Annotated in this window: 16 protein-coding genes; 8 read left to right on the forward strand and 8 right to left on the reverse strand. The window is 73.1% G+C overall.

Features of this window, described 5'->3' with window-relative positions:
• Positions 1–43: 43 nt before the first annotated feature.
• The 6 genes from ACZ7DL_RS19575 to paaA form a co-directional block, all read right to left on the reverse strand.
• On the reverse strand, positions 44–1,186 hold the full coding sequence (locus tag ACZ7DL_RS19575; RefSeq protein WP_470775421.1) for an acyl-CoA dehydrogenase family protein: 1,143 nt from the start codon (positions 1,184–1,186) through the stop codon (positions 44–46).
• Positions 1,187–1,351: 165 nt separating this feature from the next.
• On the reverse strand, positions 1,352–2,416 hold the full coding sequence (locus ACZ7DL_RS19580) for a 2Fe-2S iron-sulfur cluster-binding protein (RefSeq protein ID WP_470775422.1): 1,065 nt from the start codon (positions 2,414–2,416) through the stop codon (positions 1,352–1,354).
• Positions 2,416–2,943, reverse strand: a complete 528-nt coding sequence (gene paaD, locus ACZ7DL_RS19585) for a 1,2-phenylacetyl-CoA epoxidase subunit PaaD (protein WP_470775423.1) — start codon at positions 2,941–2,943, stop codon at positions 2,416–2,418. Before paaD ends, ACZ7DL_RS19580 begins: the two co-directional genes overlap by 1 nt.
• Positions 2,937–3,638, reverse strand: a complete 702-nt coding sequence (gene paaC / locus ACZ7DL_RS19590) for a 1,2-phenylacetyl-CoA epoxidase subunit PaaC (protein WP_470775772.1) — start codon at positions 3,636–3,638, stop codon at positions 2,937–2,939. The genes paaD and paaC overlap by 7 nt, the downstream gene beginning before the upstream one ends.
• A gap of 26 nt (positions 3,639–3,664) precedes the next feature.
• A complete protein-coding gene (gene paaB / locus ACZ7DL_RS19595; RefSeq protein WP_014673816.1) occupies positions 3,665–3,952 on the reverse strand; it encodes a 1,2-phenylacetyl-CoA epoxidase subunit PaaB in 288 nt (95 codons plus the stop codon).
• Entirely contained in the window at positions 3,949–4,965 is a 1,017-nt protein-coding gene (paaA, locus tag ACZ7DL_RS19600) for a 1,2-phenylacetyl-CoA epoxidase subunit PaaA (protein ID WP_470775424.1), read from the reverse strand. Before paaA ends, paaB begins: the two co-directional genes overlap by 4 nt.
• A 526-nt stretch (positions 4,966–5,491) precedes the next feature.
• Between paaA and ACZ7DL_RS19605 the strand changes: the two genes are divergently transcribed.
• The 3 genes from ACZ7DL_RS19605 to ACZ7DL_RS19615 are packed head-to-tail and all read left to right on the forward strand — an operon-like array spanning position 5,492 to position 8,198.
• Positions 5,492–6,244: a DUF5819 family protein gene (locus ACZ7DL_RS19605; RefSeq protein WP_470775425.1), complete on the forward strand. Its 753-nt coding sequence runs from the start codon at positions 5,492–5,494 to the stop codon at positions 6,242–6,244.
• Complete coding sequence (locus ACZ7DL_RS19610; RefSeq protein WP_470775426.1) at positions 6,241–7,452, forward strand: HTTM domain-containing protein; 1,212 nt, start codon at positions 6,241–6,243, stop codon at positions 7,450–7,452. The genes ACZ7DL_RS19605 and ACZ7DL_RS19610 overlap by 4 nt, the downstream gene beginning before the upstream one ends.
• Entirely contained in the window at positions 7,449–8,198 is a 750-nt protein-coding gene (locus ACZ7DL_RS19615; RefSeq protein ID WP_470775427.1) for a TrmH family RNA methyltransferase, read from the forward strand. The genes ACZ7DL_RS19610 and ACZ7DL_RS19615 overlap by 4 nt, the downstream gene beginning before the upstream one ends.
• A 70-nt stretch (positions 8,199–8,268) precedes the next feature.
• Here the strand turns inward: ACZ7DL_RS19615 and paaN are convergent, their stop codons facing one another.
• Complete coding sequence (gene paaN, locus ACZ7DL_RS19620) at positions 8,269–9,960, reverse strand: phenylacetic acid degradation protein PaaN (RefSeq protein WP_470775428.1); 1,692 nt, start codon at positions 9,958–9,960, stop codon at positions 8,269–8,271.
• Positions 9,961–10,120: 160 nt separating this feature from the next.
• Between paaN and ACZ7DL_RS19625 the strand changes: the two genes are divergently transcribed.
• Together ACZ7DL_RS19625 and ACZ7DL_RS19630 are read left to right on the forward strand one after the other, a co-directional pair.
• A complete protein-coding gene (locus ACZ7DL_RS19625) occupies positions 10,121–11,635 on the forward strand; it encodes a 3-hydroxyacyl-CoA dehydrogenase (RefSeq protein ID WP_470775429.1) in 1,515 nt (504 codons plus the stop codon).
• On the forward strand, positions 11,632–12,219 hold the full coding sequence (locus ACZ7DL_RS19630) for a TetR/AcrR family transcriptional regulator (RefSeq protein WP_470775430.1): 588 nt from the start codon (positions 11,632–11,634) through the stop codon (positions 12,217–12,219). The genes ACZ7DL_RS19625 and ACZ7DL_RS19630 overlap by 4 nt, the downstream gene beginning before the upstream one ends.
• 2 nt (positions 12,220–12,221) lie before the next feature.
• Here the strand turns inward: ACZ7DL_RS19630 and ACZ7DL_RS19635 are convergent, their stop codons facing one another.
• Positions 12,222–12,722, reverse strand: a complete 501-nt coding sequence (locus ACZ7DL_RS19635; protein WP_470775431.1) for an Lrp/AsnC family transcriptional regulator — start codon at positions 12,720–12,722, stop codon at positions 12,222–12,224.
• Between the two features lie 175 nt (positions 12,723–12,897).
• Between ACZ7DL_RS19635 and pdhA the strand changes: the two genes are divergently transcribed.
• Genes pdhA through ACZ7DL_RS19650 form a run of 3 tightly spaced genes read left to right on the forward strand, consistent with a single transcriptional unit; the run spans position 12,898 to position 16,459 of the window.
• Positions 12,898–14,061: a pyruvate dehydrogenase (acetyl-transferring) E1 component subunit alpha gene (gene pdhA / locus ACZ7DL_RS19640; protein ID WP_470775432.1), complete on the forward strand. Its 1,164-nt coding sequence runs from the start codon at positions 12,898–12,900 to the stop codon at positions 14,059–14,061.
• A complete protein-coding gene (locus ACZ7DL_RS19645) occupies positions 14,058–15,062 on the forward strand; it encodes an alpha-ketoacid dehydrogenase subunit beta (RefSeq protein ID WP_470775433.1) in 1,005 nt (334 codons plus the stop codon). Before pdhA ends, ACZ7DL_RS19645 begins: the two co-directional genes overlap by 4 nt.
• Positions 15,062–16,459 carry a dihydrolipoamide acetyltransferase family protein gene (locus tag ACZ7DL_RS19650; protein WP_470775434.1) on the forward strand — a complete coding sequence of 466 codons (1,398 nt, stop codon included), beginning with the start codon at positions 15,062–15,064 and terminating at the stop codon, positions 16,457–16,459. Before ACZ7DL_RS19645 ends, ACZ7DL_RS19650 begins: the two co-directional genes overlap by 1 nt.
• Positions 16,460–16,625 lie beyond the last annotated feature (166 nt).

Raw genomic sequence — 16,625 nt, forward strand, 5'->3', positions numbered from 1 at the left:
CGCTTTCTGGCCCGGGCGTCTCGGCCGAGCCGCGGGGCCAGCGTCAGGCGAGGGGATGGGTGGCCAGCAGGTCGCCGAGCCTCTCCTCGTACGCCGCCGCCGGGCCGAGCGCCAGTTCCAGGTGCTTGGCCCAGGCGTGGTAGCGGTGCAGCGGATAGTCGGTGTCGGCGCCGAAGCCGCCGTGCAGATGCTGTGCGGTCTGCACCACCCGCCGCACCCCCTCCGCCGCCCAGATCTTCGCGACGGCGACGTCCCCGGCGACGGGCAGCGCGCCCGGCGCCGCGGAGGCTATCCGCCACGCGGCCTGCCACAGGGTGGCCTCCATGGCGCGCAGATCGATGTACCGGTCCGCGGCCTGCACGGCCACCGCCTGGAACGTCGCCAGCGGATACCCGAACTGCTCCCGCTTGCCGGTGTACTCACCGGTCATCCGCAGCACCCGCTCGCCCAGCCCGAGCGCCAGCGCGCACGTGCCGGTCGCCAGCAGCGCGTGCAGCCACTCCCAGGCGCCCTCGGCCTCGATCACATCCTCCGGTGCGACCCGTACGGACCGCAGCCGCAGTTCGGCCAGCCGCTCACCGGTGGTGGAGATCTGCTCGGCCGGCACCAGCCCGTCCGCCCCGCGCGGCACCAGCGCCAGCACGGCCCGGCCGGCGGCCGAGCCCTCGATGTGCGCCGGTACGACGACCAGATCCGCGTCGTACGCCCACGGCACCGCCGTCTGGACCCCGTCCAGCAGCCATGCCCGCCCGTCGCGCCGTGCGGTGACGGCCCGTTCGGCCGGGTCGTGGCCGGTGCGCCCGTGTGCCGCGACGGTCAGCACCGGCTCACCGCGCCCCGCCCGGGCCAGCAGACGGTCCGCCTGCTCCGGGCCGCCGTATGTCTGCACGACCGCGGCGGCGGCGCTGTGCTCCAGCAGCGGTACCCGGGCGAGCACCTTGCCGGCCTCGCGCAGCACCAGGCACAGCGCGATCGCGTCCAGGCCCGCCCCGCCGTGCGCCTCGTCCAGCAACAGGCTCAGCAGGTCCGCGCCGGCGAGCCGGGCCCACAGCTCCCGGTCCATGCCCTCGGCCACGGCCCCGGTGGTGAGCGCCGGACTGGGCACCGCGTCCGGCGCCACACCGGCGAACACCCCCTGCGCCGCCTCGGCCGCCGCCCGCTGCTCCTCGGTGAAGGTGAAGTCCACGGCCTGTCCTCCCGGCGGGGTCCGGTCATCTGACGGGCCGTCAAGATAGAACAGGTTCTAGAATAAGGGAATGCCGCGAGGCCCCGGCTTTCCAGAGCCCCTCCCCCCGTCAGCTTTTTCGTGGCTCCGCGAGGAGGGGCACTCGGTGCCCGCCGGGCGGGACCCTCAGCGGTCGAAGTCCAGTTCCACCCGCTCCGTCAGCGGGTGCGACTGGCAGGCCAGTACGTACCCGGCCTCCGTCTCCTCCGCCTCGAGCGCGAAGTTGCGGTCCATGCGCACCTCGCCCTCGACCAGGAAGGCCCGGCAGGTGCCGCAGACTCCACCCTTGCAGGCGTAGGGCGCGTCGGGCCGGTTGCGCAGCACCGTCTCCAGCAGCGACTCGCCCTCCCGCACCGGCCAGGTGCCGCCGCGGCCGTCGAGTCGCGCGGTGACGGTGCTGTGCGCGGGCGCCGGAGTAGCGGACGCCGCGGCCGACCCCGCGTCCACGTGGAAGATCTCCTGGTGGATCCGGTCCCGTCCCACGCCCAGCTCGCGCAGCGCCTGCTCTGCGCCCTGCACCAGCCCGTACGGCCCGCACAGGAACCAGCCCGCCACCTCGTCCACCGGCAGCAGCGCGGGCAGCAGCCCGGCGAGCCGCTCCCGGTCGAGCCGGCCCGACGGCAGGCCCGCCTGCTGCTCCTCCCGGGAGAGCACGGTCACCAGCTGGAGCCGCTCCGGGTAGCGGTCCTTCAGGTCGGCGACCTCCTCCAGGAACATCGTCGAAGCCGCCGTACGGTCGCTGCGTATCAGGCAGAAGCGCGCCTCCGCCTCCCGGGCGAGCAGGGTGGAGGCGATCGACAGCACCGGGGTGATGCCGCTGCCGCCGACGACCGCCGCGTACAGACCCGGCGCCGGGTCCAGCGTGAAGCGGCCGGCCGGGGTCATCACCTCCAGCTCGTCACCGACGTTGATCTCCTTCAGCGCGTACGCCGAGAAGGCACCGCCCTCGACCAGCCGCACTCCCACCCGCAGGGTCCGCGGGCCGTCGCCGGCCGGGTAGGGGGCGGGAGAGCAGATCGAGTACGTGCGCCGGATCTCCGTGCCGTCCACCCGGCGGCGCAGCGCCAGGTGCTGGCCGGGGGCGTGCCGGTACTCCTCGCGCAGCTCGGGCGGCACGGTGAAGGTCAGGGCGACGGAGTCGTCGGTGAGCCGGTCGACCGCGGCCACCGGGAGCGGGTGGAAGCGCGCCATCACAACTCCTTGAAGTGGTCGAACGGTTCCCGGCAGGCCAGGCAGCGGCGCAGCGCCTTGCAGGCGGTGGAGGAGAACCGGCTCAGCAGTTCGGTGTCGGCACTGCCGCAGTGCGGGCAGCGGACCGGCTCGGGGTCCGGCGTGCTCGTCCGGGTCGGGCCGAGGGTCAGCGGGACCGGGCCGTCGGCGGCCCGCACACGCGGGGGAGCGATGCCGAACTCCCGGAGCTTCTCGCGCCCTTCGGGGGTGATGTCGTCGGTCGACCAGGCGGGGCTGAGCACCGTGCGAACGGAGACCTCGCGCATGCCGTGGTCGCGCAGCACCCGCTCGATGTCGCAGCTCATCGCCTCGATGGCCGGACAGCCGGTGTAGGTGGGCGTGAGGTCGACCTGCACCGCGTCCGGGCCGTGGACGTGCACCGCGCGGAGCACGCCCAGCTCGCGCAGGGTGAGCACGGGCAGCTCGGGGTCGGGCACCGCGCCGGCCAGCTCCAGCAGCTCCGCCTCCAGGGCGGTGGCGGTCACCATGTCGCCCCCGGGTGGCTGCGGTGCAGGTGCTGCATCTCGGCGAGCATCCGCCCGAACGGCTCGGTGTGCAGGCCCTGCCGGCCGGCGCCCGCCGACCAGGCGCCGGTGCGCGGCCCCTCCGGGAGGGTCAGGGTGGCCCGGCCGAGCACGTCGGTGACGGACTCCAGCCAACGGCTCTCCAGGGCGTGCCGGTCGGCGTCGAGGCCCTCCACCGGCTGGAACATCTCCCCGGTGAACCGCCACAGCGCGTCGCAGGCCCGCTGCATCCGCTCGTGGCTGCTCTGCGTGCCGTCGCCGAGCCGCAGCGTCCACTGCTCGGCGTGGTCGCGGTGGTAGGCGACCTCCTTCACGGCCTTGGCGGCCAGGGGTGCGAAGGGGCCGTCGCCGGCGGCCAGTTCGGTGTAGAGCAGCTGCTGGTAGGTGGAGAAGTACAGCTGGCGGGCGATGGTGTGGGCGAAGTCGCCGTTCGGCTGCTCGACCAGCTGGAGGTTGCGGAAGGCCCGCTCCTCGCGCAGGTAGGCCAGCTCGTCCTCGTCGCCGGCCAGCGACAGCAGGACCCGGGCCTGGCCGAGGAGGTCCAGGGCGATGTTGGCGAGGGCGACCTCCTCCTCCAGGACGGGGGCGTGACCCGCCCACTCGCCCAGCCGGTGGGAGAGCACCAGGGCGTCGTCGCCGAGGGCGAGCGCGGCGGTCACCGGGACGGTGGCGGGGCCGGTGGCGGTCACAGGTGCTTCACCCCTTCCGGGATCTCGTAGAAGGTCGGGTGCCGGTAGGGCTTGTCGGCGGCCGGTTCGAAGAAGGGGTCCTTCTCGTCCGGTGAGGACGCGGTGATCGCGGCGGCCGGGACGACCCAGATCGAGACGCCCTCGCCGCGCCGGGTGTACAGATCACGGGCGTTGCGCAGGGCCAGTTCGGCGTCGGGCGCGTGCAGGCTGCCGGCGTGGGTGTGGGAGAGGCCGCGCCGGGAGCGCACGAAGACCTCCCACAGGGGCCAGTCGGTGGTGCTCATGCTCGCGTCGCTCCCGTCTCACCGGTCTCGCCGGTGTGCTTGGCCGCGTAGGCCGCGGCCGCTTCCCGTACCCATGCGCCCTCGTCGTGGGCGCGCCTGCGCTGGGTGATCCGCTGTTCGTTGCAGGGCCCGTTGCCCTTGAGGACCTCCCAGAACTCCGTCCAGTCGATCGGACCGAAGTCGTAGTGCTCCCGCTCCTCGTTCCACCTCAGCTCCGGGTCGGGGAGGGTGAGGCCCAGGGACTCGGCCTGCGGGACGCAGATGTCCACGAAGCGCTGGCGCAGCTCGTCGTTGGAGTGGCGCTTGATCTTCCACTCCATCGACTGCGCGGAGTGCTGGGACTCGTCGTCGGGCGGGCCGAACATCATCAGCGAGGGCCACCACCAGCGGTCCACCGCGTCCTGGGCCATGGCGTGCTGCTCGGGAGTGCCCTTGCTGAGGGCCAGCAGCAGCTCGTAGCCCTGGCGCTGGTGGAAGGACTCCTCCTTGCAGATCCGCACCATGGCGCGGGCGTACGGGCCGTACGAGCAGCGGCACAGGGGGACCTGGTTGGTGATCGCCGCACCGTCCACCAGCCAGCCGATCGCACCGACGTCGGCCCAGGTCAGGGTGGGGTAGTTGAAGATCGAGGAGTACTTCTGGCGGCCGCTGTGCAGCTTGTCGAGCAGCTCGTCGCGGCCGGTGCCGAGGGTCTCGGCCGCGCTGTACAGGTACAGGCCGTGGCCGGCCTCGTCCTGGACCTTGGCCATGAGGATCGCCTTGCGGCGCAGGGACGGCGCCCGGGTGATCCAGTTGGCCTCCGGCTGCATGCCGATGATCTCGGAGTGCGCGTGCTGGGCGATCTGCCGGACCAGGGTCGCGCGGTAGGCGTCGGGCATCCAGTCGCGCGGTTCGATGCGGTCGTCGGCGGCCACGGCCGCGTCGAAGGCGCGCTGGTAGGCCGTCGTGTCGACGGTGTCCGGTGCGCCGTCCGCCTCCGTGCGGGCCGTGCGCTGCGCGGCTGCTGTGGCCATGCGGTCCCCCTGACCTCGGGCTCTGCGGTGGACACGGGCCCCGGCCGGGAGGTCCCGACCGATCGTTCGGTCCGTGCGCATCCATGGTGTGCCGGGCCGCCGCGGGGTGTCAACCGCTGTGGAAAACTCCTCGCGCCACCTGTGGAAAACCAGCGGGAGCGAGCCGACGGACCGGTCCCGGCGGTACCGGCGGGGCGTATGCGAGGGGTCGGCGGACCTTTCGTGGGCCGCCGGATGACGTAGCGGTCGGCACCGCGGAGCCCGGTGCGTGGTGAGAACCACCGCGGTCGGCCCCTACCCGGGGCTGCGCCCGGTGCCCGGGGCTGAGTACCGTTCCGTGCGGGCGCCGAGACGTGGCGCTCGTGCAGCACGGGGCGCCTGTGACGGCACCGCGCCGCCGAGCCGACCCGCTGGGCCGAACCGCTGAGCGGAGCGACCGAGCTGAACGACCGAGCTGAACGACCGAGTTGAACGACCGGGCTGAACGACCGGCCGAAGAATGAGCCGAGACGGGGGACGAGACGGAATGGACGCGTACGACGAGGACTCGCGGGGACCGCAGGCTCCCGACGGGCCGGCCGGGACGCGTCTCCCGGAACCGCCTCCGGAGGATCCCCCGCCGCCCGAGCCCCGCACCGGCATCGCCGCGCTCTCCCCGCGCTACCAGGTCGGCGCGGCGCTGGCCCTCGCGGTGGTCGCCGTGGCCGCCTGTGTGCATCTGCTCATGGTGTTCCTCAGCCTCGCGCCCTCGAACACCGTGACGAAGCAGCACGGCAAGGCGGTCGAGGAGTGGGTCTACCCGGAGTTCGAGCAGAACTGGAAGCTGTTCGCGCCGAACCCGCTCCAGCAGAACATCGCCGTGCAGGTGCGTGCCGAGGTGCGGACCGACGACGGCGGCCTGCACACCACCGGCTGGACCGATCTGTCCGCGCAGGACGGCGCCGCCATCGACGGCAATGTCGCGCCCAGCCACACCCAGCAGAACGAGCTGCGCCGGGCCTGGGACTTCTTCACGGCCACGCACAGTGCCGACAACCGTCCCGTGGGCATGCGTGGCTCCCTGTCCGAGCAGTATCTGCGCCGGATCGTGGTGATGCGGCTGTACCGGGACGATCCGACGAGCCGGGAAGGCGTGATCCAGCGCGTGCAGGTCCGTTCCAGCACCACCAATGTGCAGCCGCCGGCATGGAGCCGTGAGCGGGTGTCCGACAAGCCCGTCTACCGCGTGCAGCCGTGGTGGTCCCTGACGGCCGACGAGGCCGCTGGAGGCGTGCGGTGAACCGTCTCTCCCTGACACTGTCGCGCGGCATCGCCCGGGTCACCGAGGCGGCTCTCGGGCCGTACCAGAGCGCCGTGATCCGTATCGGCTTCGCCGGGACCTGGCTGCTGTTCCTGCTGCGCGAGTTCCCGCACCGCCAGGAGCTGTACGGCCCCTCGGGGCCGTGGGGCTGGAACCTCGCCAAGGAGCTGACCGACGACAACCACGCCTTCACGGCGCTGCTGTGGTCCGACGGGCAGCTGTGGTTCGAGTGCTGCTACGCGCTGGCCATCCTCGCCAGCGCGGCCCTGCTGCTCGGCTGGCGCACCCGGACCGCGTCCGTGCTGTTCATGGTGGGCGTGCTGTCGCTGCAGAACCGCAGCGTGTTCATCGGCGACGGCGGTGACAACGTCCTGCACCTGATGGCCTTCTACCTGGTGTTCACGCGCTGCGGTCAGGTCTGGTCCCTCGACGCCCGGCGCGCGGCACAGGACGAGGCGGCACGCGCGCGTGGGGAGCGGGTGCCCGCCGACCGGGTGGGACCGGTGCTGTGGGCAGTGCTCGGCCTGGCGCTCGGCACGGCGACGCTGACCGGGCGGTTCGACAACGGCTGGCTGATCCCGGCGCTGCTGTGGACGGCCTGGGCGGTGCTCGGCCTGTGGTGGCTCGTCGGACGCCGGGCGGCCTGGCAGGAGCCGCGGATCCTGCTGGACGTCGTCGCCAACGTCCTGCACAACGGCGCCCTGGTCGTGATCATGGCCGAGGCGTGCCTGATCTACGCCACCGCGGGCTGGTACAAGATCCAGGGTTCGCGCTGGCAGGACGGCACCGCGGTCTACTACCCGCTCCACCTGGACTACTTCTCGCCCTGGCCCGGACTGGCCGAGCTGATGTCCTCCAGCGGCACGATCATGATGATCGTGGCCTACGGAACGGTGATGGTCCAGGTCGCCTTCCCGTTCACCCTGCTCAACCGGCGGGCCAAGAACGTCCTGCTGGTGCTGATGATGGCCGAGCACGCGGTGATCGCGGTCGTGCTCGGCCTGCCGTTCTTCTCGCTGGCGATGATCACCGCGGACGCGGTCTTCCTGCCGACGTCGTTCCTGCGCCGGCTCGGGGCTTTGGCGGCACGCGCGCGCGGGGGGCTGCTGCGGCGCGCCGGCCGTACGGTGCCCGCCCCGCGCTCCCCCGAGGACAGCGCGCCGGACCGCGTAGGGTTCACCGCATGACCGACCCGCTGAGCCGCTGGCGTGCGCAGGCACCGGACGCCGTGCTGCTCGACGGCTTCCACGCCCTGAAGCACGCGCTGCGCTTCGGGGCCGAGGTGCCGGTCGCGGTCACCACCGACCGGCAAGCCGCACTCGCCCTCGCCGAGGAGCTGGCCGCGGACGTGCGCGACACCCTGGACGCCCTGCTGACGGAGGTGTCCGAGCAGGCATACGCCTCCCTCGTCCCGCGGCCCCATCCGACCGGTGTGGCCGCCCTCGCCGTACGGCCGTCCCGCGAGGCCAACCTGCGGGCGCTCGCCCGCACACCGCGCACCGCCCCCGTCGTGGTCCTGGACAACCCCCGCAACCTGGGCAACGCCGGCGCCGTGATCCGGCTGGCCGCCGGCTTCGGGGTGACCGGCGTGGTCACCACGGGCACGCTCGACCCCTGGCATCCCACGGTGGTGCGCGGCGGCGCGGGCCTGCACTTCGCCACCGCCGTGGAACGCCTCGGCACCGCCGACCTGCCCGCCGGCCCGCTGTTCGCCCTCGACCCGGAGGGCGAGGACATCCGGGGCACCAAGCTGCCCGACGACGCCGTACTGGCCTTCGGCTCGGAGCGCACCGGCCTGTCACCGGAACTCCGCGCCCGCGCCGACCACCTGCTGCGTCTGCCGATGCGCCCCCAGGTCTCCAGCTACAACCTGGCCACCAGCGTGGCGATGACCCTGTACCACTGGAGCGCCGGGGACGCACAGCGCCCGTGAGGGACGCGGGGAACCGCGCGACCGGTCACCGACTGCCCGCGGCCGCGTACCGGCCCGCGCCCCCGGGCTCTCAGACCTCCCGGCGCACCTCGACCACCCGGAAGCGGTTGGCCACGAAAGCGCCGTCGGTCAGGGCCGCGTTGGCCGCCGGGTTGCCGCCCGAGCCGTGGAAGTCGGAGAAGGCGGCCGTCTGGTTGACGTAGACCCCGCCGGTCAGGTTGAAGGAGACCTGGGCCGCCTCCTCGAGGCAGACCTCCTCGATGGCCCGCTCGGTCTCGGCGTCCGTGGTGTACGCGCCGACCGTCATCACGCCCTTCTCCCGGACCGTGCGGCGCAGCAGCTCCACCGCGTCCGTCACCGAGTCGACCGCGACGGCGAAGGAGACCGGGCCGAAGCACTCGCTCATGTAGGCCGCCTCGTCGTCCGGCTTGGCGCCGTCCAGCTTGACCATGACGGGTGTGCGGACCACCGCGCCCGGGAAGTCCGGGTTGGTGATCTCGCGGGAGGCGAGGGCGACCTCGCCCAGGCCGGCCGCGGCCTCCAGGCGGGCCTTGACGTCCGGGTTGACGATCGCGCCCAGCAGGGCGTTCGCGCGCGCGTCGTCGCCCAGCAGGCCGTCGACCGCGCGGGCGAGATCGGCGGTGACCTCGTCGAAGGTCTTGGGGCCCTGGTCGGTGCTGATGCCGTCCCGCGGGACGAGCAGGTTCTGCGGGGTGGTGCACATCTGGCCGCTGTACAGGGACAGCGAGAACGCCAGGTTGGCCAGCATGCCCTGGTAGTCGTCCGTGGAGTGCACGATCACCGTGTTGACGCCGGCCTTCTCCGTGTAGACCTGCGCCTGGCGGGCGTTGGCCTCCAGCCAGTCACCGAAGGCCGTCGACCCGGTGTAGTCGATGATCCTGATCTCGGGGCGGGTGGCGAGGGTCTTGGCGATGCCCTCGCCGGGGCGCTCGGCGGCCAGCGCGACCAGGTTCGGGTCGAAGCCGGCCTCCGCCAGTACGTCCCGGGCCACCTGGACGGTCAGCGCGAGCGGCAGCACCGCGCGCGGGTGCGGCTTGACCAGGACCGCGTTGCCGGTGGCCAGCGAGGCGAACAGGCCCGGGTAGCCGTTCCACGTCGGGAAGGTGTTGCAGCCGATGACCAGGCCGATGCCGCGCGGGACCGGCGTGAACCGCTTGGTGAGCGCCAGCGGGTCCCGCTTGCCCTGCGGCTTGGTCCACTCCGCCGACCCGGGCGTGCGGACCTGCTCCGCGTACGCGTACGCCACCGCCTCCAGGCCGCGGTCCTGGGCGTGCGGGCCGCCCGCCTGGAACGCCATCATGAACGCCTGGCCGCTGGTGTGCATGACGGCGTGCGCGAACTCGTGCGTCCGGTCGCTGATCCGCTTGAGGATCTCCACGCAGACCACCGCCCGGACCTCCGGACCCGCGTCCCGCCAGGCCGCCTGACCGCTCTTCATGGCCGCGAGCAGCACGTCGGTGTCCGCGTGCGGGTACGTCACGCCCAGCTCGATGCCGTACGGCGAGACCTCGCCGCCCACCCAGTCGTCCGTGCCGGGCTGGCCGAGGTCGAGACGGGTGCCCAGCAGGGCGTCGAAGGCGGCCTTGCCCGCCGCCGCGTCCAGGCTGCCGTTCTCGCCGTACGCCTTCGGGTGCTCGGGGTGCGGGGACCAGTACGCGCGGGTGCGGATCGCTTCCAGGGCCTGGTCGAGCGTCGGCCGGTGCTTCTCGATCAGCTCGCGGGCGGTCAGTTCGGCGGCCATGCGGGACCAACTCCTCGTCTGGAGAACTCTTCGTCGAGTTCGTGACCTCGGCAGAAACATGGGCAGGGACGACCAGTCAGAGCTAGAGTAACCGAACGATCGGTCGGTACAAGGGGGTCCGCCGCATCTGTGGAAAACCCCGTGCGGGAGGATCGCGCACATGACAGCACTCGACCTCAGCAGCCCCGTGGCCGTCATCGGCACCGGCACCATGGGCCAGGGAATCGCCCAGGTCGCGCTCGTCGCCGGGCACCCCGTGCGGCTGTACGACGCGGTCCCCGGGCGGGCCGGGGACGCGGCCGAAGCGATCGGCGCCCGCCTCGACCGGCTCGTGGCCAAGGACCGGCTCACCGGCGCCGACAGGGACGCGGCCCGCGCCCGCCTGAAGCCCGTCGACAGCATCGCGGACCTGGCCGACTGCGGCCTGGTCGTGGAGGCCGTCCTGGAGCGGCTGGACGTCAAGCAGCAGCTCTTCGGCGAGCTGGAGGAGGTCGTCGCCGAGGACTGCCTGCTCGCCACCAACACCTCCTCGCTGTCGGTGACGGCCATCGGCGGCGCTCTGCGCCACCCCGGCCGCTTCGTGGGCCTGCACTTCTTCAACCCGGCACCGCTGCTGCCGCTGGTCGAGGTGGTCTCCGGGTTCGCCACCGACGTCACGTCGGCCACGCGCGCCTACGAGACCGCCCGCGCCTGGGGCAAGACCCCGGTGGCCTGCGCGGACACCCCCGGCTTCATCGTCAACCGGATCGCCCGGCCGTTCTACGCCGAGGCGTTCGCCGTCTACGAGGCCCAGGCCGCCGACCCCGCCACCATCGACGCGGTCCTGCGCGAGTGCGGCGGATTCCGGATGGGCGCGTTCGAGCTGACCGACCTGATCGGCCAGGACGTCAACGAGTCCGTCACCCACTCGGTGTGGCAGTCCTTCTTCCAGGACGTGCGCTTCACCCCCTCCCTGGCCCAGCGCCGGCTGGTGGAGTCCGGCCGGCTCGGCCGCAAGAGCGGGCGCGGCTGGTACGACTACGCCGACGGGGCCGAGCGGCCCGAGCCGCACACCGCCGACAAGGAGCAGCCGCCCGCGTACGTCATCGCCGAGGGCGGTCTCGGGCCGGCCGCCGAACTGCTCGCCATGATCCGTGAGGCGGGCATCCAGGTCCGCGAGGAGGACGAGGACAACGGCACCCGCCTGGTGCTGCCCAGCGGCGGCCAGCTCGTCCTCGCCGACGGCCAGACCTCCGCGGAGTTCCGGGACGTCGTCTACTTCGACCTCGCCCTGGACTACCGCACGGCCACCCGCATCGCCCTGTCCGCCGCCCAGGACACCCTGCCGCGGACCATCGCCGAGGCCACCGGCCTGTTCCAGGCGCTCGGCAAGGAGGTCAGCGTCATCGGGGACGTCCCCGGCATGATCGTCGCCCGCACGGTCGCCCGGATCGTGGACCTCGCCCACGACGCGGTCGCCAAGGGCGTGGCGACCGAGGAGGACATCGACACCGCGATGCGCCTCGGCGTGAACTACCCGCTCGGCCCCTTCGAATGGGACCGCAGGCTCGGCCGTGACTTCGCCTTCGACGTCCTGGACGAGATGCACGAACGCGACCCGTCCGGACGCTACGCGCCCTCCCTCGCGCTGTACCGCCACGCCTACGCCATCGACAAGCGGGAGGGCACCTCATGACCACGGCCAGGCGCGACACCTACACCCCCGAGACACTGCTCACGGTCGCGGTGCGGGTCTTCAACGAGCGTGGCTACGACGGCACCTCCATGGAGCATCTGTCCAAGGCGGCCGGCATCTCCAAGTCGTCGATCTACCACCACGTCAGCGGCAAGGAGGAGCTGCTGCGCCGGGCCGTCAGCCGCGCCCTGGACGGCCTGTTCGCCATCCTGGAGGAGGAGCAGGCGCGCGCGGGGCGGCCCGCCGACCGGCTGGAGCACGTCGTGCGCCGCATGGTCGAGGTGCTCATAGCCGAGCTGCCCTACGTGACGCTGCTGCTGCGCGTGCGCGGCAACACCGCCACCGAGCGGTGGGCGCTGGAGCGGCGGCGCGATTTCGACCACCGGGTCGCCGAGCTGCTGAAGGCGGCGGCGGCCGACGGGGAGGTGCGCGGCGACGTGGAGGTCCGCCTCGCCACCCGGCTGGTCTTCGGAATGATCAACTCCATCGTGGAGTGGTACCGGCCGGACCCGCGGGGCGTGAGCGAGCGGGAAGTGGCCGACGCCGTCGTCCAGCTGGTCTTCTCCGGGCTGCGCCAGGGCTGACCTCAGCCGTCCGGCTCCAGGTCCTCCTCCTCGAACACCAGCAGCGTCCGGGTGCTGAGCACCTCCGGGATCGCCTGGAGCCGTGTCAGCACCAGCTCGCGCAGCGTCCTGTTGTCGGGCGTGTGCACCAGGAGCAGCACATCGAAGTCGCCACCCACCAGGGCGATGTGGGAGGCGCCGGGCAGCTGCCTGAGCTGCTCGCGGACCGTGCGCCAGGTGTTCTGGACGATCTTCAGCGTGATGTACGCCGATGTGCCGTGGCCCGCCCGCTCGTGGTCCACGCGCGCGCTGAAGCCCCGGATCACCCCGTCCTCGACGAGCCGGTTGATGCGCGCGTAGGCGTTGGCTCGCGAAACGTGGACGCGCTCGGCGACGGACCGTATCGAGGCGCGGCCGTCCGCCTGGAGGATTTTCAGGATGTCCTGATCGATGGCGTCCAGCGGGCGCGGCGGCGGCAGCACGATCCCGGTCTGCGGTCCGTCGGCCATTTGTTCAGGTCCCATGTCCCCCCGCTTCATCGCCGTGGACGTCCTGCGTTCATTCCAGGCTGTGGAGAACCGTTTGTCCACAGCCTGAAGGGGCCTGTAGCCAAAATGTGCCGGCGACCGAACAATCGGTTGGTGAGGCGGGTCACAGCCGACACGCCTCCCGTAGCCGCTCCCACGAGGAGGTGCCGTCATGACGGTTCTGGAGCAGCGGGGCGCGTACCGGCCATCGCCGCCGCCCGCCTGGCAGCCCCGTATGGACCCCGCGCCGCTGCTGCCCGACGCCGAGCCCTACCGCGTCCTGGGTACCGAGACGGCCGGCAAGGCCGACCCGGACCTGCTGCGCCGGCTGTACGCCGAACTGGTGCGCGGTCGCCGTTACAACACGCAGGCCACCGCCCTCACCAAGCAGGGCCGGCTCGCCGTCTACCCGTCCACCACCGGCCAGGAAGCCTGCGAGATCGCCGCCGCCCTGGCCCTGGAGGAGCGCGACTGGCTCTTCCCCAGCTACCGCGACACCCTCGCGGTCGTCGCCCGCGGCGTGGACCCCGCCGAGGCGCTCACCCTGCTGCGCGGCGACTGGCACAGCGGCTACGACCCCTACGCCCACCGGGTGGCTCCGCTCAGCACCCCGCTGGCCACCCAGCTGCCGCACGCCGTCGGCCTCGCACACGCCGCCCGCCTCAAGGGCGACGACGTGGTCGCGCTCGCCATGGTCGGCGACGGCGGCACCAGCGAGGGCGACTTCCACGAGGCGCTGAACTTCGCCGCCGTCTGGCAGGCACCGGTCGTCTTCCTGGTGCAGAACAACGGCTTCGCCATCTCCGTCCCGCTCGCCAAGCAGACCGCCGCGCCCTCCCTGGCCCACAAGGCCGTCGGGTACGGCATGCCGGGCCGGCTGGTCGACGGCAACGACGCCGTGGCCGTGCACGAGGTGCTCAGCGACGCCGTACGGCACGCGCGTGCGGGCGGCGGCCCGACCCTGGTCGAGGCGGTCACGTACCGCATCGACGCCCACACCAACGCCGACGACGCCACCCGTTACCGCGGCGACGACGAGGTCGAGGCCTGGCGCGCCCACGACCCGGTCGAGCTGCTGGAGCGCGAGCTGACCACGCGCGGACTGCTGGACGAGGCCGGTATCGAGGCCGTCCGACAGGACGCCGAGACGATGGCCGCCGCCTTGCGGGAACGCATGAACCGGGACCCCGAGCTGAACCCCATGGACCTCTTCGACCACGTCTACGCCGAGACCACCGCGCAGCTGCGCGAGCAGCGCGCGCTGCTGCAGGCCGAGCTGGAAGCCGAGCAGGAGCAGCAGGGCGAGCCCGCCGCGCGGGAAGGCGGCGCCCGATGACCACCGTCGCCGTCAAGCCCGCCACCATGGCGCAGGCCCTCACGCGCGCGATGCGCGACGCCATGGCCGCCGACCCGGCCGTGCACGTCATGGGCGAGGACGTCGGCACCCTCGGCGGCGTCTTCCGCGTCACCGACGGACTCGCCAAGGAGTTCGGCGAGGACCGCTGCACCGACACCCCGCTCGCCGAGGCCGGCATCCTCGGCACCGCCGTCGGCATGGCGATGTACGGCCTGCGGCCCGTCGTGGAGATGCAGTTCGACGCCTTCGCCTACCCGGCGTTCGAGCAGCTGATCAGCCATGTCTCCCGGATGCGCAACCGCACGCGCGGCAGGATGCCCCTGCCCATCACCGTCCGGGTCCCCTACGGCGGCGGCATCGGCGGCGTCGAGCACCACAGCGACTCCTCCGAGGCCTACTACATGGCGACCCCGGGCCTCCATGTCGTCACCCCGGCCACCGTCGCCGACGCCTACGGGCTGCTGCGCCAGGCCATCGCCTCCGACGACCCGGTCGTCTTCCTGGAGCCCAAGCGGCTGTACTGGTCGAAGGACACCTGGAACCCGGAGCAGCCCACGGAGGTCGAGCCCATCGGGCGCGCCGTGGTGCGCCGGCCCGGCCGCAGCGCCACGCTCCTCACCTACGGCCCCTCGCTTCCGGTCTGTCTGGAGGCCGCCGAGGCCGCCCGGGCCGAGGGCTGGGACCTGGAGGTCCTCGACCTGCGCTCCCTGGTGCCGTTCGACGACGAGACGGTCTGCGCGGCCGTCCGGCGCACCGGCCGCGCGATCGTCGTCCACGAGTCCAGCGGGTTCGGCGGACCGGGCGGCGAGATCGCGGCCCGGATCACCGAGCGCTGCTTCCACCACCTGGAGGCGCCGGTGCTGCGCGTGGCCGGCTTCGACATCCCGTACCCGCCGCCCATGCTGGAGCGGCACCACCTGCCCGGCGTCGACCGCATCCTGGACGCCGTGGCCCGGTTGCAGTGGGAGGCCGAGGGCTGATGGCTCAGGTGCTGGAGTTCAAGCTGCCCGACCTCGGAGAAGGGCTCACCGAGGCGGAGATCGTCCGCTGGCTGGTCCAGGTCGGTGACGTGGTCGTCGTCGACCAGCCGGTGGTCGAGGTGGAGACGGCCAAGGCGATGGTCGAGGTGCCCTGCCCCTACGGCGGCGTGGTCACCGCCCGCTACGGCGAGGAGGGTGCCGAACTGCCCGTCGGCGCCCCGCTCCTGACGGTCGCCGTGGGTGAGGCGGCGGCGGAGCCGGAGGGCTCCGGCAACGTCCTGGTGGGCTACGGCACCCAGGCCCCGGCGGCCCGCCGCCGCCGGGTACGGGCGGGTACGGCAGCCGCCGACGGGCACGGCGCCCGGCGCGAAGCCGCCGTCAACGGGCAGGCCCCGCAGGTCGGATCCGTCCGCGACGGGCAGGCCGCCGCGGCTCCGGCACCCGCCCAGGCGCGTGTGGCCGCACCGGCACCCGCACAGGCGCCCCCGCCCGCCTCCACCCCCGCCGAGGGACCGATCCCCGTGATCTCCCCCCTCGTGCGCAAGCTCGCCCGCGACAACGGCGTGGACCTGCGGCAGCTGGCCGGCTCCGGCCCGCACGGGCTGATCCTGCGCGCGGACGTCGAGGGCGCCCTGCGGGCCGAGGCCGCGCCGGCCCGTCCGGCCGAGGAACCGGCCGTACGGACCCCCGCCGCGCCTCGCGCCGAGGGCGGGGTCCGGATCCCGCTCAAGGGTGTGCGCGGTGCCGTCGCCGACAAGCTGTCCCGCAGCCGCCGGGAGATCCCGGACGCCACCTGCTGGGTCGACGCGGACGCCACCGAACTCATGCGCGCGAGGACCGCGATGAACGCGGCCGGGGGCTCGAAGATCTCCCTGCTCGCGCTGCTCGCCCGCATCTGCACGGCAGCCCTCGCCCGGTTCCCCGAACTGAACTCGTACGTCGACACCGAGGCCCGCGAGGTCGTCCAGCTCGACCACGTGCACCTCGGGTTCGCCGCCCAGACCGAACGCGGCCTGGTCGTGCCGGTCGTCCGGGACGCCCACGCGCGCGACGCCGAGTCGCTGACCGCCGAGTTCGCCCGGCTCACCGAGGCCGCCCGCACGGGGACGCTGACACCCGGGGAACTCACCGGCGGGACCTTCACGCTGAACAACTACGGCGTCTTCGGCGTCGACGGATCCACCCCGATCGTCAACCACCCCGAGGCGGCCATGCTCGGCGTCGGCCGCATCGTCCCCAAGCCGTGGGTGCACGAGGGCGAGCTGGCGGTCCGCCAGGTCGTGCAGCTCTCGCTCACCTTCGACCACCGGGTGTGCGACGGCGGCACCGCGGGCGGCTTCCTGCGGTATGTGGCGGACTGCGTGGAACAGCCGGCGGTGCTGCTGCGCACCTTGTGACGCTCGGCCTGCCGCGCGGGCGGCGCACCCGGTGACGGCTCGGCCTGCCCGGCGCGGACCGCGCGCACCCGGCGACACCCCGGCGCCCGTGAGACGAGCGCGCACCCGGAGACACCCCGGCGCCCGTGAGACGAGCGCGCACCCGGAGACACCCCGGCGCCCGTGA

The sequence above is a fragment of the Streptomyces sp. NPDC036984 genome (assembly GCF_055607665.1).